Annotated in this window: 24 protein-coding genes; 17 read left to right on the plus strand and 7 right to left on the minus strand. The window is 54.0% G+C overall.

Annotated features, from left to right (window positions below):
- Positions 1–134: 134 nt before the first annotated feature.
- Positions 135–341 (plus strand): hypothetical protein, encoded by a 207-nt coding sequence (locus ACTJIK_RS20845; protein WP_440649470.1) that lies wholly within the window; start codon positions 135–137, stop codon positions 339–341.
- A 250-nt stretch (positions 342–591) separates the two neighbouring features.
- On the opposite strand, the gene ACTJIK_RS20850 is transcribed toward ACTJIK_RS20845, so the two are convergent.
- Together ACTJIK_RS20850 and folK are read right to left on the minus strand one after the other, a co-directional pair.
- Positions 592–1,215, minus strand: coding sequence for a deoxynucleoside kinase (locus tag ACTJIK_RS20850; RefSeq protein ID WP_440649471.1), 624 nt, complete (start codon positions 1,213–1,215; stop codon positions 592–594).
- A gap of 3 nt (positions 1,216–1,218) precedes the next feature.
- The gene (gene folK / locus ACTJIK_RS20855) at positions 1,219–1,713 is read right to left on the minus strand and encodes a 2-amino-4-hydroxy-6-hydroxymethyldihydropteridine diphosphokinase (RefSeq protein ID WP_440649472.1); all 495 of its coding nucleotides are present in this window, start codon (positions 1,711–1,713) and stop codon (positions 1,219–1,221) included.
- A 131-nt stretch (positions 1,714–1,844) separates the two neighbouring features.
- Between folK and sppA the strand changes: the two genes are divergently transcribed.
- Positions 1,845–3,596 carry a signal peptide peptidase SppA gene (sppA, locus tag ACTJIK_RS20860; RefSeq protein ID WP_440649473.1) on the plus strand — a complete coding sequence of 584 codons (1,752 nt, stop codon included), beginning with the start codon at positions 1,845–1,847 and terminating at the stop codon, positions 3,594–3,596.
- Between the two features lie 93 nt (positions 3,597–3,689).
- Positions 3,690–4,433: a hypothetical protein gene (locus ACTJIK_RS20865; protein ID WP_440649474.1), complete on the plus strand. Its 744-nt coding sequence runs from the start codon at positions 3,690–3,692 to the stop codon at positions 4,431–4,433.
- Positions 4,434–4,442: 9 nt separating this feature from the next.
- Here ACTJIK_RS20865 and ACTJIK_RS20870 read toward each other — a convergent pair whose 3' ends face one another.
- A complete protein-coding gene (locus tag ACTJIK_RS20870) occupies positions 4,443–4,778 on the minus strand; it encodes a hypothetical protein (RefSeq protein ID WP_440649475.1) in 336 nt (111 codons plus the stop codon).
- A 229-nt stretch (positions 4,779–5,007) separates the two neighbouring features.
- Here ACTJIK_RS20870 and ACTJIK_RS20875 point away from each other — a divergent pair, with 229 nt between their 5' ends.
- The 5 genes from ACTJIK_RS20875 (at position 5,008) to ACTJIK_RS20895 (ending at position 9,060) form a co-directional block, all read left to right on the plus strand.
- Entirely contained in the window at positions 5,008–5,961 is a 954-nt protein-coding gene (locus ACTJIK_RS20875) for a hypothetical protein (protein WP_440649476.1), read from the plus strand.
- Between the two features lie 202 nt (positions 5,962–6,163).
- On the plus strand, positions 6,164–7,264 hold the full coding sequence (locus ACTJIK_RS20880) for an ABC transporter permease (protein ID WP_440649477.1): 1,101 nt from the start codon (positions 6,164–6,166) through the stop codon (positions 7,262–7,264).
- A gap of 64 nt (positions 7,265–7,328) precedes the next feature.
- Entirely contained in the window at positions 7,329–7,862 is a 534-nt protein-coding gene (locus tag ACTJIK_RS20885; protein WP_440649478.1) for an SRPBCC family protein, read from the plus strand.
- Positions 7,863–7,942: 80 nt separating this feature from the next.
- On the plus strand, positions 7,943–8,491 hold the full coding sequence (locus ACTJIK_RS20890; RefSeq protein WP_440649479.1) for an SRPBCC family protein: 549 nt from the start codon (positions 7,943–7,945) through the stop codon (positions 8,489–8,491).
- A 74-nt stretch (positions 8,492–8,565) separates the two neighbouring features.
- Entirely contained in the window at positions 8,566–9,060 is a 495-nt protein-coding gene (locus tag ACTJIK_RS20895; RefSeq protein ID WP_440649480.1) for a DUF2911 domain-containing protein, read from the plus strand.
- A gap of 235 nt (positions 9,061–9,295) precedes the next feature.
- Here ACTJIK_RS20895 and bioA read toward each other — a convergent pair whose 3' ends face one another.
- Positions 9,296–10,585, minus strand: coding sequence for an adenosylmethionine--8-amino-7-oxononanoate transaminase (bioA, locus tag ACTJIK_RS20900; protein ID WP_440649481.1), 1,290 nt, complete (start codon positions 10,583–10,585; stop codon positions 9,296–9,298).
- 149 nt (positions 10,586–10,734) lie between these two features.
- Here bioA and ACTJIK_RS20905 point away from each other — a divergent pair, with 149 nt between their 5' ends.
- Genes ACTJIK_RS20905 through ACTJIK_RS20925 form a run of 5 tightly spaced genes read left to right on the plus strand, consistent with a single transcriptional unit; the run spans position 10,735 to position 13,324 of the window.
- Positions 10,735–11,034 (plus strand): GNAT family N-acetyltransferase, encoded by a 300-nt coding sequence (locus tag ACTJIK_RS20905; protein ID WP_440649482.1) that lies wholly within the window; start codon positions 10,735–10,737, stop codon positions 11,032–11,034.
- Positions 11,035–11,053: 19 nt separating this feature from the next.
- Positions 11,054–11,422, plus strand: coding sequence for a hypothetical protein (locus ACTJIK_RS20910; RefSeq protein ID WP_440649483.1), 369 nt, complete (start codon positions 11,054–11,056; stop codon positions 11,420–11,422).
- Positions 11,423–11,433: 11 nt separating this feature from the next.
- Complete coding sequence (locus ACTJIK_RS20915; RefSeq protein ID WP_440649484.1) at positions 11,434–11,679, plus strand: (4Fe-4S)-binding protein; 246 nt, start codon at positions 11,434–11,436, stop codon at positions 11,677–11,679.
- 41 nt (positions 11,680–11,720) lie between these two features.
- Positions 11,721–12,593, plus strand: a complete 873-nt coding sequence (locus ACTJIK_RS20920) for a pirin family protein (protein WP_440649485.1) — start codon at positions 11,721–11,723, stop codon at positions 12,591–12,593.
- Positions 12,594–12,622: 29 nt separating this feature from the next.
- Positions 12,623–13,324 carry a DNA alkylation repair protein gene (locus ACTJIK_RS20925; protein WP_440649486.1) on the plus strand — a complete coding sequence of 234 codons (702 nt, stop codon included), beginning with the start codon at positions 12,623–12,625 and terminating at the stop codon, positions 13,322–13,324.
- 27 nt (positions 13,325–13,351) lie between these two features.
- On the opposite strand, the gene ACTJIK_RS20930 is transcribed toward ACTJIK_RS20925, so the two are convergent.
- The 3 genes from ACTJIK_RS20930 to map all read right to left on the minus strand — a co-directional run bounded on the left by ACTJIK_RS20930 (position 13,352) and on the right by map (position 16,320).
- Complete coding sequence (locus ACTJIK_RS20930) at positions 13,352–14,221, minus strand: aldose 1-epimerase family protein (protein ID WP_440649487.1); 870 nt, start codon at positions 14,219–14,221, stop codon at positions 13,352–13,354.
- A gap of 9 nt (positions 14,222–14,230) precedes the next feature.
- Positions 14,231–15,409: a DUF5009 domain-containing protein gene (locus ACTJIK_RS20935; RefSeq protein WP_440649488.1), complete on the minus strand. Its 1,179-nt coding sequence runs from the start codon at positions 15,407–15,409 to the stop codon at positions 14,231–14,233.
- A gap of 146 nt (positions 15,410–15,555) precedes the next feature.
- On the minus strand, positions 15,556–16,320 hold the full coding sequence (map, locus tag ACTJIK_RS20940; protein ID WP_440649489.1) for a type I methionyl aminopeptidase: 765 nt from the start codon (positions 16,318–16,320) through the stop codon (positions 15,556–15,558).
- Positions 16,321–16,410: 90 nt separating this feature from the next.
- On the opposite strand from map, the gene ACTJIK_RS20945 reads away from it, so the two are divergent.
- The 4 genes from ACTJIK_RS20945 (at position 16,411) to ACTJIK_RS20960 (ending at position 20,464) form a co-directional block, all read left to right on the plus strand.
- Positions 16,411–17,166 (plus strand): LytR/AlgR family response regulator transcription factor, encoded by a 756-nt coding sequence (locus tag ACTJIK_RS20945; RefSeq protein ID WP_440649490.1) that lies wholly within the window; start codon positions 16,411–16,413, stop codon positions 17,164–17,166.
- A 16-nt stretch (positions 17,167–17,182) separates the two neighbouring features.
- Entirely contained in the window at positions 17,183–19,090 is a 1,908-nt protein-coding gene (locus ACTJIK_RS20950; RefSeq protein ID WP_440649491.1) for a tetratricopeptide repeat-containing sensor histidine kinase, read from the plus strand.
- A gap of 313 nt (positions 19,091–19,403) precedes the next feature.
- Positions 19,404–19,976 carry a hypothetical protein gene (locus ACTJIK_RS20955; protein WP_440649492.1) on the plus strand — a complete coding sequence of 191 codons (573 nt, stop codon included), beginning with the start codon at positions 19,404–19,406 and terminating at the stop codon, positions 19,974–19,976.
- Complete coding sequence (locus ACTJIK_RS20960; protein WP_440649493.1) at positions 19,973–20,464, plus strand: hypothetical protein; 492 nt, start codon at positions 19,973–19,975, stop codon at positions 20,462–20,464. Before ACTJIK_RS20955 ends, ACTJIK_RS20960 begins: the two co-directional genes overlap by 4 nt.
- Positions 20,465–20,558 lie beyond the last annotated feature (94 nt).

Here is a 20,558-nt window from a genome sequence, read left to right on the forward strand (position 1 = left end):
TTTTTTTTAAGTATCACTGCTGTAGTGGAGTGAACAAACTGAATACAGCTGTTTTAAAATGAACAGAATGAACAGGGGTTGAAGGGTTAACTTTAGTTTTTACCCCTATTATTATTCACCAAAACACGTCGTCTATGGAAAACAGACTTTTCGGTTGCGAAGAACTGACCCCTGCAGTTATGCAGGATATTACCGGTGGTGGCTACGTCGGTAATGTTATCATCCTGGGCAAGGCCCTTTATTCCCTCACAAAAGGTTTTGTGGCCACGGCTCCTTTAGTGGGCCCGCTGGCTTTCGGGTTGCTCACTTCTTTCGTTGACCCGGTAATTGATGCTGCATAGCATACTGCAAATGGAAGTGAATATCGCTTAAGGGCGGCTCTTTGACAGGAAGCCGCCTTTTTGCTGTATGGATGTTTGTGCCCGTAAAAGAAAAAGGTGGCCATGGGGCCACCCTTCTGCTTTATTACAACCTGTAAATAGTGTCTGTCTGGTCAACATGCGGTAAAAACATCGCTGTTAAACAAATATAACAAGCCGAACTATAGTTTTAAACTATTTTATTTTTATGAGGCTATAGATATTAGCTATATTATAGATAGCTGACGCCGGGAGGATAATCCTTTTCCAGGGCCTGCAGCAATGCCGCGAAATCGTCCGGCCGGTGCAGGAAATCCATTTTCGTAGTGTCCACCATCAGGGTGCGCATCGGGTGCTGGCGGATGTACTGCATATACATGTTATGCACGTTCTGCAGGTAACTGTCCGGTATCTGCTGCTCGTAACTGCGGTTGCGCTTGCGGATGTTCTGCTGCAGCTTCGGCACCGGCGCATTCAGGAAGATCAGCAGGTCCGGCTGCGCCAGCTGCGGATTGGTGATATCGAACAACTTCTGGTACAGTCCGAATTCATCTTCTTTCAGGTTCATTTTGGCGAACAGCAGGCTTTTCACGAACAGGTAATCGCTCACGGTATATTGTGTGAACAGGTCGCGGGTAGCCAGCATTTCCTTCAGCTGTTTATACCGTTCGGCCATGAAGAACAGTTCCAGCGGGAAAGCATATTGTTCGGGCTCTGCGTAGAACTTGGGAAGGAAAGGGTTGTCCGCAAATTCCTCCAATATCAGGCGCGCCTGCAGGTGTTCTGCCAGCTTCAGCGCCAGGGTGGTCTTCCCGGCGCCGATATTGCCTTCTATGGTTATAAAACGGTATTGCATGTTTCAGTGGGCGGCGGCGATGTATTTATGCACGGGTAACGGGTCGGGGCAAACTTCCAGCAGCTGGCTGACCGTCAGTTGCAGAATAGGGTGCATCCAGCCGGGGAGTATTTCCTGGAGCGGCGCCAGCACAAACCGGCGGTTCTGCATCTGCGGGTGCGGTATTTTCAGATGCGGGAGGGTGATCACCTCCTGGTTGAAAAAAATAATATCGATATCGATCACTCTCGATCCCCATTTCACCCTTCTTATCCTCCCGATCTCCCTTTCCGTCTGAAGGGTCACTTCCAGCAGCTGTGGCGCGCTCAGCGGGGTTTCCAGCACCAGGGCCTGGTTCAGGTAGTCCGGCTGCTGCACATCGCCCCAGGGCGCGGTTTCGTACATGGCGGATTCCATGGTCACCATACCGGCCCTTTCCCGCAGTAGCTTTACTGCCTCCTGGAGGTACGCGGGGCGGTCTCCCATATTGCCACCTATAAGTAATATTGCTGTATTCATGTATTTTTGACGGCTCAAAAGTAGCTATATTCCCTATTTTTGAGAAAATTAATGACGTTTTTGCAACCTGGGGCCTGTGGAAGAGGGTATATTTGCTTCTCCAATGAACCAAGGTCTAAACTAATATCCTCATGCGCAGTTTTTTAAAATTCTTCCTGGCATCCTTTGTAGCCCTGATCGTTTTTTCCATTCTCGCCTTTTTCTTTATGCTCATGGTCTTTGCCCGGCTGGCTTCTTCCGGCGATAAGGTGGTGACGGGCTCCAACGCCGTAGTGGTGGTGGACCTCAGCCAGGGCCTCCGTGAACAGCGCGTGGAAGACCCGCTCCGTACTTTCCTGAGCGACGATCCTTCACAGGAACCCGGTCTTTTCGACGCCGTGCGCCTGATCCGCAAAGCCGCGACCGACGATAATGTGAAAGGCCTTTACCTGAAGGCTGACGGCAATGGCAACGGTTACGCTTCCAGTGAGGAGATCCGCCGGGCGATCGTGGAATTCAGGAAGAGCAAAAAATTCGTATATGCGTATGCGGAAACCCTCACGCAAAATGCCTACTATCTTGCTTCCGCAGCAGATAAAGTATATCTCCATCCGAAAGGTTTCATCGATTTTGCCGGTTTCTCCATTACCATGATGTACCTGAAAGGTACGCTGGAAAAGCTGGAGATACAGCCGCAGATATTCTACAACGGCAAATTCAAAAGCGCCACCGAACCGCTGCGCGAAACCAAAATGACGGAAGCCAACCGCATCCAGACCACCGCTTTCCTGGGCGACCTGTATGCCGATTTCCTGCTGCGCATCAGCGAAGCCAGGAAGATAGACACTGCCACGCTGCACCGTTATGCCAACGAAGGCCTTATCATGGAACCTTCAGACGCGGATAAATACAAGCTGGTGGACGGGCTGAAGTATAACGACCAGGTGATGGACGAGATCAAACGCAGCCTGGGCCTCAGCGGCGATGAGAAAGTGAATTTCGTTTCCCTCAACCGCTACTTTTCAGCCAACCCGCTTTATGAAAGCAGCGGCAACGTCGCGCTCATTTATGCCGATGGCGACATCGTGAGCGGCAGCAACGGCGAAGACCAGATAGCCAGCGAAGATTACGTGAAAGTGATCCGGGAAGTACGCCAGGATAAAGACATTAAAGCCATCGTGTTCCGCGTGAACTCGCCCGGCGGCAGCGCGCTCGCTTCCGAGAGCATCTGGCGCGAGCTGAGCCTTGCGCGCAAAACCAAGCCCGTAGTAGTGTCTATGGGCAACTACGCGGCTTCCGGCGGTTATTATATTTCCTGCATGGCCGATTCCATTTTTGCAGAACCCAATACCCTCACCGGTTCCATCGGCGTGTTCGCGATCGTGCCTAATATGCAGGGCTTCTTCAACAATAAGCTCGGCATTACTTTCGACGGGGTGAAGACCGGTGAATTTGCAGATGCCGGCAACACCACCCGCCCGCTGACGGACAAAGAAAAAGCATTGTTCCAGCGCTCGGTGGATACCATCTATGCAACCTTCAAGCAACGCGTGGTAGACGGCCGCAAATTGAGCCAGGCCGTGGTGGACAGTATTTCCCAGGGCCGTGTATGGACCGGCGTACAGGCGCAGAAAATGGGACTGGTAGACAGGCTGGGCGGTATACAGTCCGCCGTGGATTGCGCCGCTAAAATGGCGAACATTCCCGAGGTGAAGATCTCTGCTTATCCCAGGCCGAAAAATACCCTGGACAGGTTCATGAAAAGCATCGGCGGCACAAAAGCCGGCATGCTGAAAGAAGAGCTGGGCGCCGATTATGCATTCTACCAGACGGTGAAGAAGCTGCGGGCCCTTAGCACCGGCGAAGTGCAGGCGAAGCTGCCTTACAGCATGGTGATCGAATAAGCCAATTCCACTGCATCATATAACAATTTGGAAAAGTGAGAAGCGATGTGCTTCTCACTTTTCTGTTTTATATTCGTTCCAAAGAATACCCCTATGAAACAATGGTTCCTGCCGGTCGTGCTGATGTTAACCGCCTGCCAGCAAACACAAAAAGTTACAGAACAAACTGCCGCACAAGATACTGCCGCCATAAAGGAAGGGTGGACCTCCGCGCCGCCGCTGCCCATCGGTGAGCGGGATACCGTTACCATCGGGAAGGTATTGTACAATATATCTGATATCGACCGGGCTGAGTTTGATGCGGTGCCTGCCCACACGCCGGATCCGGAGAAGGAAAAAGAGAATATCCTGCCTTATGCTGAAAAGGTTTCCCGCCAGGGCGATTCCCTGGTACTGAAGCTGGATAACGGGAAAACGGAGATATTGAGAACGAATCACTCGGATGGGGACGATTATGCGGAGTATGTGTTCCTCGACTACATTCCTTCGCTGAAAGCATACCTGGTGTATGGGCAGGGATATGAATATTACGATTACCTGCTGGTTCGTGCATCCGATGGCGTTACAACCCATACGATAGGCATACCCCAGCTGTCGCCGGACAAAAGATCGTTTATCTGCAGCAATGCGGATCTTGTTGCAGGCTTTACCACCAATGGTTTCGAGCTGTTCAGCATGGTGAACGACACGATCGCGCCTGTGCAGGAGCGGCAGCCTGAAAGCTGGGGGCCGGTAATGATCAAATGGAAGGACGCGCGTATTTTCGTGGCCCATTTGCAGGAACGCGACGCGCAAATGAATGAAACAGACCGTTTCGTGATGTTAGTGCCCCGTTAATAATCCTGCTCAGCTTTCCTGTGAATAGATCGGGTCCCTTTCCTCCGGGCTCAGCCTGATCACGTTGTTATGATTATCGTCCACCACTTTCTGCGCCTGTATGCGCAGACGGCGCAGCCCGTCCGCCAGCGCTTCCATGCTTTTTTCCGCTGATTCCGCGATCTCGTTGTGATGGCGGATCACGCTGCTGAGCCGCTTGATGTGCTCGTTGATCACATTACAAAGGATCTGCGAAGCGCTGAAAGGCTCAAACTCCTGGAGGCGCCTCAGTATCTCGTCATAACATTCGCACATTTTCTCCATGGAGGGATCGGCGGCGGCCGGTTGTTTTTTTAGTTCTGCCATAACTCAGTCGGATTTACTGCCGGCTTTATCCGGTGTTGGTTGATAGATCGGTTTAGATATGATGCACACGCAACTTAACAAATGTTCCCTAACCCCTTTCCCCCAAATTTGTTAACTATCGGTTATTGATTTTCCCGGTAAAATTTTGCGAACGGGGGTAACAAACCTTCCCGGTTGTTGATCTCCTTCCAAACAAACAAAACTTATTACTCACTAAAATCAATATCACATGAAAAAGCAAAGTTTAGCAGCCCTGTTCATAGCCGTTACATTATTTGCCGCATGTAAAAAGAACGATGCGCCCCCGCCCGCCAATCCCGTACAGGATACCCGTGACCTCCTGGAAAAGATCGGCCCGCAGCTGCAATCTTTCACCTTTTCCGCATCCGATCTTCCCAAAACAATATCCCTCAAAGGCGGCGTGAAGGTTACCTTCCCCGCCGGCTCGCTCACGAAGAACGGCGTTGCAGTGACCGGCAACATCAGCGTGGAAGCGGTGGAGCTGCTCAAACGCAGCGATATTGTGCTGTTCGGCGCCAATACCAATCATATTTCCGGCGCGCCGCTGCAGTCGGACGGTTCGTTCCTGATCGATGTAAAAGCCAATGGCGAAAAAGTGGACCAGCAGCTGAAAGTACCTATCAGGGTGGAAGTGCCCGCCAAACGCGACGGCGGCACGCAGCTGTGGGTAGGGGCAGACACGGTGCAGGGCAACCAGTTCGCATGGCAGCCGCCGCGCCAGGGCGCAGGACAGGTGGATGTGAAAATGGAGAATAATAAATTCACTTTCGATTTCGGGATGCTTGGCTGGGTGAACTGCGACATTTTCTGGTCATGGGCCAACCCCAAAACCACCGTGAAAGTATCCGTGCCCAACAATCCCGGCAGCATGGCCAGTTTCAGGGCCTTCAGCGGCGAAACCTTTGTGTTTTTTATTGCAAAGAACGCCAACGTGGTAGCGCAGCTCTATACGCCGGACGGCGCCAACCGCGTGAAAAGCTACGACAACATGATGCCCGTTGGCGCGGAAGGCCGCCTGGTTGCGTTCTCCATTAAAGACGGCAAATATTATTTCGTGAAAAAAGATATCACCATCAGCAACGGCATGGACGAGGCCCTTACGCTGGCCGAAACTACGGAAAGCGCTATACAGGCTGAGATCACCGCGCTGGATGGATTTTAGAAAAGCGGTCATTGCGGGGAGCGGAGGAGATTGCTTCGTCGCCCCCCGCTTTAGCGCCGCTGCCCCTCGCAATGACGACCTTTTTTTCACTGAGGTTTACCAGGTTTTAAGCAGAAAGGCTCCCGCCCGGCGGGGGCCTTTCCATTTCCCGTGAATAATTGCGGGGCGTTTGCTAGTTTTGCGTCCATCAAAAGCAAAACGCATGGCAGAGAAATATAACCAGGGCCGGGCAATGTGGTCAATTACGAGGGCAAGTATCCGGGCAATGTTCCGGAGCCCCTCCGCGATCGTATTCAGTCTTGGTTTCCCCCTGATGTTCACGATGGTGTTCGGCTTCATCGGGGGCGGGGGAAGTATCGTGAAAGTGGGGGTGGACCATGCGTCGGACACATTGAACCCTGTGTACCAGGGCCTGCGGCTCAGCAGGAATATCCGGCTGGTGACGGAGGCAGCGGCGGAGCAGATGGAAGACGATCTTTCCAAAGGCAGGCTCACCGCCATCCTGAAGATAGACACGGGCGGCAAAGCCCCCGCGCCGCATTACACCGTGCATGTAAAGACCTCCACCGCCAGCACGCCGGAAAACACCGGCATGCTGATGAATATGCTGGGCACGGGTATCAACATCGCGAACGACCGTGAGTTTCCACGCCCTTCCGTAGCCAGGATCGTTCCTGAGACCGTGCCGGGGCGCATTTATAAACGTATCGACTTCATCCTTCCCGGCCAGCTGGGCTTTTCGCTGCTGAGCGCGGCGGTGTTCGGCACGGCCTTCCTGTTTTTCAGCCTGCGGCAAACGCTCGTGCTGAAGCGCTTTTTCGCCACGCCGGTAAGCAGGATGTATATCATACTGGGCGAGGCTATCAGCCGTTTGCTGTTCCAATCGTTCGGTTCCATCATCATCATCGGCGTAGGGTATTTCCTCTTCGGGTTCACGCTGGTGCACGGCTTCCTCACTTTCCTGGAAATGCTGATGCTCTGCCTTTTCGGGCTCATCGTGTTCATGGGTTTCGGGTTCGTGGTGAGCGGCATTGCAAAAACCGAAAGTACGATCCCGCCGCTGGCCAATATGGTTACGCTGCCGCAGTTCCTGCTGGCGGGCACCTTTTTCCCGATAGATGTATTCCCGGGCTGGTTGCAGCCAATATGTAAAGTATTGCCGCTCACGTACCTGAACGATGCTTTGCGTAAGGTGGCCTTCGAAGGGCTGCACCTCTGGAACCTGGGCCCGCAGGTGCTGATCCTGTCCATTTGGGGTATTGTTGTTTACGCGTTGGCGGTGAAAGTTTTCCGCTGGGAATAATTGTGGGTTTTTTGACGGAAACTGCGTAACTTTTACGTTCTTCTCCATCCTTAAAACACGCGTTATGCAACAAGCCTTGATGATTACCCTGGGGGCTTTGGCTGTGATTGTGTTGGGATTATTTGTATTTGCAACGTATTTGCCCTCCCGCGTAAGAGTGGAACGATCCTTACACATCCGCGCCCCCGCAGGCAGGATATTCAGCTTCGTGAACACGCTCCGCTACTGGCCCCAATGGAGCCCGTGGCATGGGGCGGACCCGAAAATGAAAGAGGAATATTCGCCTGAAGACACCGGCCCCGGAGCCGCCTGCTCCTGGAAAAGCCGCAACCGCAACATCGGCAGGGGCAGCCTGAAGATCACTGAATCGCGGATGAATGAGTATATTGCCAATGAAATGAACTTGCTGCAGCAGGGCCCGGCAAAAGGCTACTTCAGGTTCAGGCCGGCCGGAACGGGTACGCTCGTTACATGGGGCATGGAAGCGGATATGGGCCACAACCCGGTTCGCAAACTGATGGGCAAGCTGATGGACAAATGGGTGGGCAGCGACTTTGAAAAAGGCCTTAGCAACCTGAAAAGACTGAGTGAATTATAAAAACCCGTAACCGGTAATTTTGTTATAAAAAGGGCTGGAAAGCCCTTTTTTATTGGGCCCCGGCCCGCATTTGCACAATTATGAGATTCTTAAAGATGTTCCTGGCAGCAGTGGCCGTATTAGGCGTACTGGTCTTTTTATTATCCCTGGCTTTCCCTTCCACCGCCCGCATGGAACGCTCGGGCTCCATCAATGCCCCGCTGGATAAGGTATACGCGCAGGTCAGCGATCTGCAGACCTGGCCGCAATGGAACCCATGGAACCCCGGTTATAACGGCCGCAGCAATATCCTCCTTCAATATTCAGAGCCTTCCAATGGCGTGGGCGCATGGTATACCTGGAGCAATACCGCCGGCAGCACCGCTTCCGGGAGGGTGGAGGTCGTAACGGCCGACCCCGCCAAAGGCCTTGCATTCAACATGACCGATCCTTCCATGAAACCCGTGAAAGGGTATATAGAACTGAAACCGACCACAGACGGCAAGGGCACGGCCATTTTATGGCGCCTGGAAGCCAAAGTGGGCCTCGCTCCCTGGTGGAAGCTGCGCGGCTTCCTGATGGACCGCCTCTACGGCCCCTCCATGGAGGAAGGGCTGAACAGGCTGCGCGATATATGTGAAGGGAGATGATTTTATTTGAATGGTACGGTAATTGTGAGGGGAACGGCGTAAATTTCCATTTCATTCAAATCAAATCCTATTTTATGAAAAGTATGTTATTCGGCCTTGCCTTCCTGCTCACCGCCACCACCGTGCTGGCGCAGGATCCTCCCAAAAGCCCTCGGGTAACCGCCACAGGCGACAACGTTGAAATTGCTTACGGCCAGCCGTCTAAAAAAGGCCGCCAGATTTTCCCGGGCCTCGAAGCTTATGGAAAAGTATGGCGCGCAGGTGCCAACAAATCCACGGACATCACTTTTAAGAAAGACGCAACTTTCGGCGGAACACCCGTTAAAGCCGGCACTTATTCTCTCTTCATCATTCCCGGTGAAACCGAATTTACCTTTATCCTCAACAGCGTAGCTGGTCAACCCGGCGCTTCTGAATACGACAAAAACAAGGATAAGAACGTTGCAGAAGTAAAGGTGCCTCGTCAGAAAACGGCTTCCACCGTGGAAAAGCTGACTTTCAGCCTGCCTAAAGGCTCACTGGTGTTCGAGTGGGACGATGCCAAAGCGGTAGTGCCCATCAAGATCTAAGGATCACGAAAGAATACGCAAAAGAAATCATTCGCCGGTCCGGCAGCATTCAACCGCTGCCGGACCGGCTTTTTTTGTGGTAAAATCGATGTATTGCCAGGGATAAACCAGCGTTGGCCTTTGCCTGGGATGTTATGCCTGTATCACTTCTGTACCTCCTTTATCCATGCCTTTGAGTGGGCTTTGACCCGGGTGAGCTATGCTGTTGGGCGGGCTTTGGCTCGTCCTAAAATAGTTATTCCGCCCACTGCTTCCCGTATTCCTCCAGCATCTCAAGGATAGACCGGTACACTGTATCCAGCTGCTCGTCTGTAATGCAGTACGGGGGCAGGATATAGAGCGTGTTGCCCAGGGGGCGCAGCATGATGCGCCGCTCCCTGAAGAAGCGGAAAAGGAACCCCGCGAGATTATTGACATATCCGTCCGCCTCTCCCGTTTCGATCTCAAAAGCCAGTATCGTGCCCTGTGTGCGCACATTCCTCACATCATCGTGATACGCCAGCTCCACCGCAAACTGCCGGTGTAGCGCATTGATCCGCTCGCGGTTGGCGCGGCACTCCGGTTGCAGGAACAGCTCAAGGCTGGCCAGCGCTACCGCGCAGGTGAGCGGGTTGGCGGTGAAAGAGTGGCCGTGGAAAAGGGTTTTCAGCTTGTCGTCGCTCAAAAAGGCCTCGTAGATCTCCTGCGTGCAGGTAGTGATGCCCATGGCCATGGTGCCGCCCGTCAGCCCCTTGGACAAGGTGATCATATCCGGCGCGGTCTTTACCTGCTCCATGGCGAAGTTGGTGCCGGTCCTTCCGAAGCCGGTCATGATCTCATCCGCGATCAGCAAAATGCCCCTTTCCCGGCAAAGGTCCAGCAGCCTGTCCAGCAGCCCGGGGGAATGCATGAGCATGCCGCCCGCGCCCTGCACCAGCGGCTCGAAAATAAAAGCGGCCACATCCGGCGCCAGGCCTGCGACTTCGGCCAGCAGGCCTTCTATATTTTCTTCAGTGGGCGTGTCAATAAACACGACTTCGAACAGGTAATCGTCGAAAGCGCGGGTGAACACGCTGCGGGCGCTTACGCTCATGGCGCCGAACGTGTCCCCATGGTAGGCGTTCCTGAACGCGAGTATCTTTTTGCGGGCAATGCCTTTGTTCTGCCAGTACTGGATCGTCATTTTAAGGGCCACTTCCACGGCGGTGGACCCATTGTCTGAATAAAACACCCGGGCCTGCCTGCCGGGCAGCACGGGCAGCAGTTTTTCCGCGAGGGCAACGGCCGGTTCGTGCGTATAACCCGCGAAAATGGAATGATGCAGCCGGGCGGCCTGTTCCGCCAGTTTTTCCGTGATATACGGGTGGGCGTGGCCGTGAATGTTCACCCACCAGCTGGAGGTTACGTCCAGGTAACTGTTGCCCTGCTCGTCGTACAGCAGGGCGCCTTCGCCCCGCACAATGCCCACCGGCGCGGGGGCGGTCTGCATTTGCGTATACGGGTGCCAGATCACCGCCTGGTCACGCTCGCTTAAACTTTTTTGCATCCGGCAAAAGTAATCCATTGTGCGTACAACAGAAATGAGGAATTCAAAACATACATGAATATGCTAATGATTTGCGGACGGAACCATTTACGTAACTTTGTGTTTTATTGTTACGGCACAAGATTTGGTCATAACCCTAAAAGGACATCATGGAAACGAAGCTGTTGGAAGTTATTGATAATGTGAATGCCCGCCAGTTCGAGGCGAAGGTAGACGGGCATCTGGCGAAGGTGGAATATATGTTCGGCGGGAACAAGATCTTCCTGACCCATACGGAAGTTCCCCCCGCGCTGGAAGGCAAGGGAATTGCCTCCGCCCTAGTGGAGAGAGTACTGAACATCCTGGAAGAGCGCCGTCTTAAGCTTGTGCCCCTTTGCCCTTACGTGGCCACCTACATCCGTAAGCACCCGGAATGGAAAAAGCTCCTGGCGCACGGCATCAATGTGTAACTAATCCATTTTTTATTTTATGCCTGTAGAAAACTTCGACCAGCTCCATCGCCTGCACCAGGAATGGAAGAAAGACCTGTTATTGAATGAAAAGGAGATCAAATCCCTGACGGAAGAGCTCACGGAACTGGCCGCTCATTCCCTGAGCCACGACCAGGCCGCGAAAGTGGAGCACTTCCAGAATTCGCTCATCCGCCAGAAGGAAGTGGTGAACGACCTGCTGCAGCAGGTGATAAAGGGAGACAAAATGATGTCTGAAGAAAACGGCGACAACGCGCAGCTGCACATGTTGCATAACAAGCTGCAGGACGATATGGATACCTTCGACCGGCTCTTTATCGATCTCCGCGAGGAGTTCAAAGGCTTTAAACGCAGCCTGCTCAAATAAACCAAACTGATATGGAAGCGAAAATAGAATACACCAACGGTGAAGTGACCGTGGTGTGGCAGCCGCGTATCTGCCGCCATACGGGCATTTGCGCAAGAGGCCTGCCCATGGTGTTCCAGCCGAAGGAGCGCCCCTGGATAAAGCTGGAGAACGCGGCCACGGAAGCCATCATCGCCCAGGTGAAACAATGCCCTTCCGGTGCGCTGAGCTTTTATATGAATGCAGATAAACCAACACCGGAAGCACAGGACGAATAGCCCTGGCTCTCCATGAACCTATACAAGCAGGAGACAATCCCATGAACAAATACCGAAGCGTAAAAGACGTTCTTTACGCAGACCAGAAAGATATGGACGGCATGCTTCTCCGGCAGCCGTTCCCTTCCATCCATGCGGACCGCATAGATCCGTTCCTGCTGCTGCACCACATCCGCGTGCAGGTGCCCGACGACATTCCCCTGCGCCATGCCGGCGTAGGCCCGCATCCCCACAGGGGCTTTTCGCCCGTTACCTTCATTTTCGAAGGAGGCGTTCACCACCGCGACAGCCGGGGGAACAACAGCGTGGTACGCGCGGGCGGCACCCAGTGGATGCATGCAGGCATGGGCATCGTGCACAGCGAAAGGCCGCCGGAAGATATACATGATACCGGCGGCATACAGGAGCTGATCCAGGTCTGGGTGAATTCCCCTTCCGGCCATAAAATGGACCAGCCTTCTTATTTCCCCCTGCACGCAGCGGACACGCCCGTGGTGACGAGCCCGGACGGCCTGGTGAACGTGCGCGTGGTGGCGGGTGAGCTGAACGGCGTAAAAGGCCCCGTGCCCGCCATCACACCGGTGAATACATTCACCGCTGAATGCAGAAAAGGAGGCAGCATGTACCTGCCCGTCCCGGAGGATCATCACGCTTTTATTTATTTGCTGGACGGGGAGCTGAAGGTGGAAGGCGCCAGCGTGTACACCGGTTTCCATTGCGTGGTGTTCCGGGAAGACGGGGAGGGGATCGGTTTTACCGCGGAGGAAAACACCCGGCTGTTCATCGCGACCGGCAGGCCGCTGAACGAGAAGATCGCCGCCAACGGGCCTTTCGTGATGAATACTGAAACGGAAGTATTGCAGGCCATGCGCGATTACCAGATCGGCAAAATGGGTATCCTGATTGAAGATTAAACCGTAATTTCCGTATAAATCTTCCTACCATGACTTTGCAGGAAACACTCCAAGCCATCGCCGCCGTAAGCACCGATAGCATAAAGCGCATATTGATGAACCACGAAGCCAAAGAACCGATTTACGGCGCTAAGGTGGCGGACCTGAAAGTGATCCTGAAAAAGATCAAGAACGACCAGCAACTGGCTTTGCAGCTCTACGATAGTGGTGTGTACGACGCGCAGTACCTGGCGGGCCTGATGGCGGACGGGTCGAAGATGACCACGGCGCAGCTGGATAAATGGGCAAGAACAGCCAACTCCCACGGCATCAGCCAAAGTACCGTGGTGTGGGTGGCAGCCGAACACCCCGAAGCCTGGAAGCTGGGCCTGGAATGGATAGCGGATGAAAACGAAGATGTAGCCAGCAGCGGCTGGAACCTTATCAGTGGCCTTACTTCCCTGAAACCTGAAGCGGAGCTGGATGTGCCGCAGCTGCGGAAGCTGCTTGAAAAAGTTGAAAAGGAAATCCACAAAGCCCCGAATTGGGTGCGGTATACCATGAACAACTTCGTGATCCACCTGGGCACCTATGTTGAAGCCCTGCATGAAGAAGCCGTGGAAGCGGCCCGCAGGATAGGACTGGTATCCGTGAATGTTGGCAACACGGCCTGTAAAGTGCCTGTGGCGGAAGAATATATCGGTGCCGCCCGCAAACGCGGCCCCAAAAAGAAAAAGACGCTGAAGTGCTGACGCACAAACGAACTGAAAATATTCATCTCAGAAAAAGATCGCGGACCACTCTCTTTTGAAGATAGCCTCAGGCTGCAGCATTTGTTTGCCTTCCTTTTCCGCGAGCTCGCCGCTGGCGTCCACATGATCGGCAATGCCGCACCAAGGCTCGATACACACAAAATCAGCGTCCTTTGCGCTCCAGATGCCCATGTACGGAAAGCCCGGGTAGCTCACTTCCAGCCCGTGCGGCGTTTTTTTGCTGCGGATGGAAATGGCGTCTGACGCGAGGTGCTTGAAAACGAGGGCGTCTTTGTAGAACATCGGTTTTTGCAGGGGAAGTTCCGTAACATCATCCAGGTATGGAACGGGGGCTGTTTCGATGAGCCCTGCGGCGGATAAGGGCCATATGCCGGCGGTTTCGGGGCGGTTGAAATGCAGGGAATAATCGTCGAAGGCAGTGCCCTGCACCAGCGGTACTTTAAACGCGGGATGCGCGCCGATGGAAAAATACATCGGTTCATCGCCGGTGTTCTGTACAGTATATTTTACGCTGAGCGTGGCATTCTGAATAGCGTAACGCACAGCGAGGGTAAAAGGGAACGGATATTTAGCGAGGGTATCATCGTTGTCTGAAAGGCTGAAGGTAATGGCGGACGGCGTTTGTTCGTTCACGTTAAACGCCATTTCGCGCGCGAAGCCGTGGCGGCCGAGCTGGTAGGCATGGCCTTTATGGCGGTAGGTATTGTCTTTCAGCCCGCCCACAATGGGAAACAGGATGGGGCTCTTTTTGCCCCAGAAGGCGGGGTCGCCGCTCCAGAGGTATTCCAGCTGGTTGTCTTTCCGTACGATGCTTTGCAGTTCTGCTCCCTGCGCGCTCACCTGCACCCGGATATATTCGTTAGCAATTTCCATCATGCGGCAAAGTTACAGTTTCAACCGGATACCTGCTTTACTAAGTAACCCCGCGATCTGGATCATGAGAACGGCAAATAACAATGACTTCACAATGCCCACCCAGCCTGAAAGCGCTTCCATCGCAAAAACGCCTGTCATGGTAAGAACAGCATATGCAAAATAAGGAATGAGGTAACAGAGAAGGGTATCCGTACCCGCCGGTTTGATGATTTTGAACCAGTGCGCTTTTTGCCGCAGGTCGCCCAGCCAGTAGGTAACAACAAACAAACCGATGGTGATCGCGCTGCAGATCAATACCCAGCTGGGCGTGGCGCGTATCTTGGAAATTTCCCAGATGGGCCGGGTGAGCAGGCCGGCGGTGGCCAGCACAACAGCAATGCCCAGCAGCAAAGGGATCACGGATTTCCATTTGCCGGCAGCCGTATAACTCCTGAAGATCATAGACACCAGCGTGCCGCCCATTACGAGCGATGGCATAGCCCCATTGTCCAGCGGGCCCAGCAGGGTGGAGAGAAAAGTGCCGCGCGGCAGCAGATGCGCATGCGCGGCCATGCTCAGCCCGCTGAACACGATCCAGCCGGTGAGCACTACCGGAAATTTCCCCTTACCCAGCACATAAACGAGCGCGCTTGCTAAATAAGCCCAGCCTATCAGCCCCAGGATGCCCCACCAGTAAGTGGAAAAACGCTGCGCGTCGTCTCCGCCACGGCAGATCCACGCCATGAGCAGCAATACGGCAATGCCGGTTCCTTTCAGGATGTATTGCGCGCTTTTAGGCCATTTGGCGGGATATTGGTTCCATATGAAAATGAAGCAGACACAGCAGATGATGTTCCACACACCGCGGCTTATGCCGGTGGCTTCCTCGTTCAGGTATTCGCCGTTCACGAGGAACAGGCCCATCACCAGCAGGGCAATGGAGCGTTCCGCCACATGGCGGAGCAGCTGCAGGGTATTGTCGCCTTTTTTGATGCGGTTGCTGATGGCGTAGGGAATGCTCATGCCCACGATGAACAGGAAGGCGGGAAACACTGCATCCGCCAGGCCCATGCCATCTTCCTGCGCGGCGGTATGTTCCAGCCAGCGGGGAATGTTTTGAAGGCTCCAGAGGTCATTTACGAATATCATCAGTAACATGGTGAGCGCCCGGGTAATGTCTATGGAGGCAATGCGTTGCGTTGGCGTCATATATAGTCAGGGATTTGTTATCAATATATAAATTATTTCCCCATGTTGTATATGAGCCCGGACCTTTGCTGAAACGGCATCTGCAAATGCAAAGCGCTCCGGACATCGTCTGCCGGAGCGCTTTTATAAAAAGTAAGTAGAAAGACTTAATTCCAGATACCGTTATCCCCGGTCAGGATCACCGGCAGGCCGTCCGTTACCACGATCGTATGTTCGTGCTGCGCCACATAGCTGCCGTCGCGCGCAGCCAGCGTCCAGCCGTCGCCGTTCTCGTACGCCCAGGTGGCTTTGGTGGAGATAAACGTTTCGACCGCGATCACGGAGTTCTTCCTGAATTTATTCCGGTTGTATTTGTCGTAATAGTTGGCAATGGAATGCGGCTCTTCGTGCAGGCTGCGGCCGATGCCATGCCCTGTCAGGTTCTTGATCACCCGGTAGCCGCGCTTGCGGGCCTCGGCCTCGATAATACCGCCTACCTGCGCGATCTTCACACCGTCGCGGATGTTGGCAATGGCGATGCGCAGGATGTCCCGCGAAGCATTCACCAGCTGCTGGTGCTTGTGCACGTCCTCACCCAGCACAAAAGACCCGCCATTGTCCGCCCAGAAGCCTTCCAGCTCCGCGCTCACGTCCACATTCACCAGGTCGCCTTCCTGGAGGATGGTCTTTTTGGCGGGAATGCCGTGGGCAATTTCATGGTTCACGCTGATGCAGGTCCAGCCCGGGAAACCGTATGTCAACTTGGGGGCGGAACGCGCGCCGAAAGCGGCGAGCACATCCCTTCCGAATTCATCCAGCTCAGCCGTGCTCATACCGGATCTGGCATATTCGCGCATCCTTCTGAGCGTGAGCGCCACCGCTTCGCTGGCTTTCTGCATACCCAGCATTTCAGCCTGTGATGATATTGACATGTACGTTAGTATTAATGATACCCGCGAAGTTAAGGATTTTCAGGGGCTTTTCACCTGGCACTGTTAACTAAAAAGCGATACTTTAGCGGTATGAAAAACGGACCATCTCCCGTAACGAGGGTGGTGATCATTGACGATGAACCCGCCATCCGGAAAGACCTTCAGACGCTTGTACAGCAGCAGCCCGGCTTTATCGTTGCCGGCACCTGCGGCAGCGTACAGGAAGCCCGCACCATTATTCCCGCTACCGAACCGGACCTTCTGCTGCTGGACATCTCCCTGGGAGACGGCACCGGCTTCGACATCCTGCGGGAGCCCGCGGCGGCAGGCTGCAAAGTGATCTTCATCACCGCCCACCAGGATTATGCCATCAAAGCCATCAAGTTCGGCGCACTGGATTACCTGCTGAAGCCGGTGGACGAAGAAGAGCTGCAACAGGCGCTGGCCCGTGTAACCACCAGCAGGCCCGCCGCGCCGGAACAGCTTTCGCTCGCGCAGCAGCAGCTGAAGCAGGGCGGCCTCCAGAACCGCATCGTGCTGCGCTCACAGCAGTATTTGCAGGTTGTGGCCTTTGAAGAGATCATCTACTGCCAGAGCGATGCCGGGTATACGACATTTTTCCTGGCAGACGGGCGAAAGATCGTGGTATCCAAATCCATCAAGGAATATGAAGAGCTGCTGCCGGAAACCTGGTTCATCAGGCCCCACCAGTCGTACCTCGTGAACCACCGTTTTATTGACCGTTATCATAAAGACGGGTACCTCATTCTCCGCAACAATGCTGAAATACCGGTGTCTACCCGCCGGAAAGACTATGTGGTTGAATACCTCACCGGCAACCGGTAAAAAAATACAACACGTTATGCGCCTGAACTCATCCCTCCTGAAATACTTTGCCTGTGCGGCAGCCCGCTATGCGCTGGCGGTGATGTTGCTGGCCATGGCTGCCTGCACGCAGCCGCGGGCCGTTCGCGACCCCGGCAGCGCCGATTCCATCCTGGCCTTCATGAAGTCGGACGTCAATCCTTATTTCCATGACCGCCGCCCCGCGGAGGCGGGCCGTGTGCTGGACAGTCTTTATCCCATCGTTCAGAAGCTCAACAACGTGGGGCTTACCTGTTCCTACCTGCGTTTCAGGGGTGTGCAGTACATTATGGAGGAAAAATACGACAGCGCCAGGGCCTTCCTCAATGAATCCATGCAGCTGGCCAGGGAAAAGGACAGCACCGGCAAACACATCATCGCGGCCAAAATACAGCTGGCGGACCTGCTGAAGGAGCAGCACCGGTACGACAGCGCCCTGCACTACGCCCGTGAAGCCTATTATCTCGCCCAGAAATCCGATACGAACGGCCTGCCCATCATCTGCCTCCGCCTCTCGGAGATCTATATGGAAATAGGCGACGAAGCCGCCATCCGCAAATATCTTTTCGAAGGTTTCGAACGTACGCAGCAACCGAAACTGAAGACCGTGTTCGCCAACAACATCGCCAAATATTACAACGACCAGAACCAGCCGGACTCGGCGATCAGTTTTTTTAAGGCCATGCTGAACGATACGCTGTTCTCCAATCCTTATTTCGACGCGGTGAAATATGAGAACCTCGGCATCCTGCTGGGCAAGCAGAACAAATCGGCCGAGGGCCTGCCGTACCAGCTGAAGGCCCTGGCGCTGAATAAAGAGCTGGGCACGCTGGACGGGCAGTCCGTATTCGGCATAGCCGATACCTATTACCTGCTGGGCCGCTACAACGAAGCAGCCGCTTATCTTGATACCGCTTACGCCATGGCGAAGGAAGCAGGAGATCAGGCTACCATTACCTCCGTTTGGCGCAAAAGAGCGCAGAACCAGGCCGCGCGCGGGCAGTACCGGGACGCCTATACCTTCATGGATTCCGCTTATGACGCGTTCGGAACGGAAGTGGATTCTTCCATCGCCGTGCAGGCCCGTGAACTGGAAACGCAATACGCAGTGAAAGCAAAGGATGAAGAGATAGAACGGCTTGCATTCGAGAACAAGGTGAACCGGAAGATCAGGCAGCAGCAGCAGGTGATCATTGCCAGCATGGTGCTGGGCCTGGTACTGATAGCGGCTATCGGGTTCCTGCTGTACCGCAGGCGCAAGCTGGAGCAGCAGCTGCGGGAAACCTCGCTGCGGCAGCGTTTGCTGCGCAGCCAGATGGAGCCCCATTTCATTTTCAACACCCTCAGCGTGCTGCAGAGTTTTATCCGGAACGACGAGCGGGAAAAATCCATCCGCTACCTCAATAAATTCGCCAAGCTGGTGCGCATCAGCCTCGAAAACGCCCGTGAGAGCTTCGTGCCGCTGAAAGATGAAGTGACCGCGCTGGAAAGTTATCTCAGCCTGCAGCTCATGCGCTTTGAAGGTTCCTTCGAATACAGTCTTGACATATACGAACAATACGAAGAAGACGGGCTGCTGATACCGCCCATGTTACTGCAGCCTTTCGTTGAAAACGCCATCCTGCACGGCATGCGCCGGCTGGAACGCAAAGGCGTGATCAGCATCCGCATCGAAAGAGGCCCGCATGTGCTGCATTGTGTGATCGAGGACAATGGCCGCGGCCTTCAGCCCGAAAAACAGGAAGAAAAGACCTCCCTGTCCACCGTCATCACCCAGGAAAGGCTGAGCATGCTCAGCAAACAGACCAAACGCCCGGCCAGCCTCCGTATCATCGACAAAAAGACCGAGAATGGCGAAGGCATCCGCGTGGAGCTGGATATCCCTTTCCGCCGTGACAATCCATAATAAAATAATTATCCGCTTACGTCATTGCGAGAAGCAGCAGGGCCAAAGCGTGAGGGGCGACGAAGCAATCTCCTGCATTGGATTGATATCCCCAATATTTGGAGATTGCTTCGTCGCGCTTCCTGCTGCATAGAATTCCCTGCAGCTCCTCGCAATGACGGTTTTTGCTGGGAAGCGGATTTGTGTAAAAAGCGCCCGGATTTAAAACAACTCCGGGCGCTTTTGTATTCCCGCCGTTTCCCGCCCCGTATTCCCATTATGTTTGTGCCGCAATGAATACGCTCCTGAAGAACAACCTTTAAAAACCGGAAACATGAAAAAACTTTGCGTTGCAGCATTTGCAGCACTGCTCCTGGCATCCTGCCAGTATTTCGGCGGCGGCGGCCGCGCCTTCGACAATGCCGATGACCTCGCATCCCTCGTTGGCGAACTCAAAGACAAATTCGGGGAAAATGCAGGCTACACCAGCATCAACATGAGCTACCACGATGGGATCGGCACCAGCACCGTGGCTACGGGCACGGGAGACATCAATTCCAACAAGCTGATGGAAAGAATGAAACAAAAAGGCATCTGGCAGGACAAAGCCGAGGTGACCCTGGAAATAGACGGAGACGCGAAGCCCAAAGACTTTATGTTCACCCTGGCGCAGGTGCAGGACCTGAAAAAGATCCCTGACCTGGTAAAAGCTTCCATCGAAAAGGTGGGGAAAGAAAAAAAGATGACGGACCTGGTTGCCAACACGGTATCTATCTCCATGCCCAGCCGCATCAACGATCCTGAAGACGGGTTAAAGATCACCGTATATGTGGAACCGAAAAACGGGGGAACTGATTTTACGCTGACCTATAACCAGAAAGGAGAGCTGTTAAGCATGTTATATTGATCATTCAAACGGAAGGCATGCACTTTTCCCGCTTTTTCCGGCAAACACAACGGCCTTTCATCGAACAAACCCTCCAGGTGAACCGGCAGGCGGAAGCGTTCGTTGCCTTCTATGAAGAAAGATTTGGACGCAGGCTTGATGGTAAACAGGGCAGCTTGGGAATACTGGACGTGGTGCTGTCCGAAGCCCGGAACAGCGCATTGCTCAACGACAGGAAGCAGTGGCTGGCCGTTCATGCAGGGGCTTATCTTTTTAAGGTAGCCGCCGAACGGTTCCGGGAATGGCCTTTGGAGTACCGCTGGTACCATCCGCTGGAGCAGGCGGTGCTGGTGGTGGGCGTTCCGGTATTCAGAGTGTCGCTGCTCGCGGAGCAGGCCATCCGGCAACGGCTGGAAAGCAAGTCCGAAATCCCTGTACCTCTTCTTTTTACCCGCTTCGAAAAAGCTGTGCTGGCGGCGGAAAAAGGAAATGACGAGTTGTTTATTTAGTGTTGCTACCTCATATAGCGTAACCCCACGGAACCATGTTTATCAACCCTGCCATTCGAAACCGGGATGTAACACGTGGATCAGAAACTCTCCC

Source organism: Chitinophaga sp. 22620 (genome assembly GCF_052044405.1).
Classification (GTDB): Bacteria; Bacteroidota; Bacteroidia; order Chitinophagales; family Chitinophagaceae; genus Chitinophaga.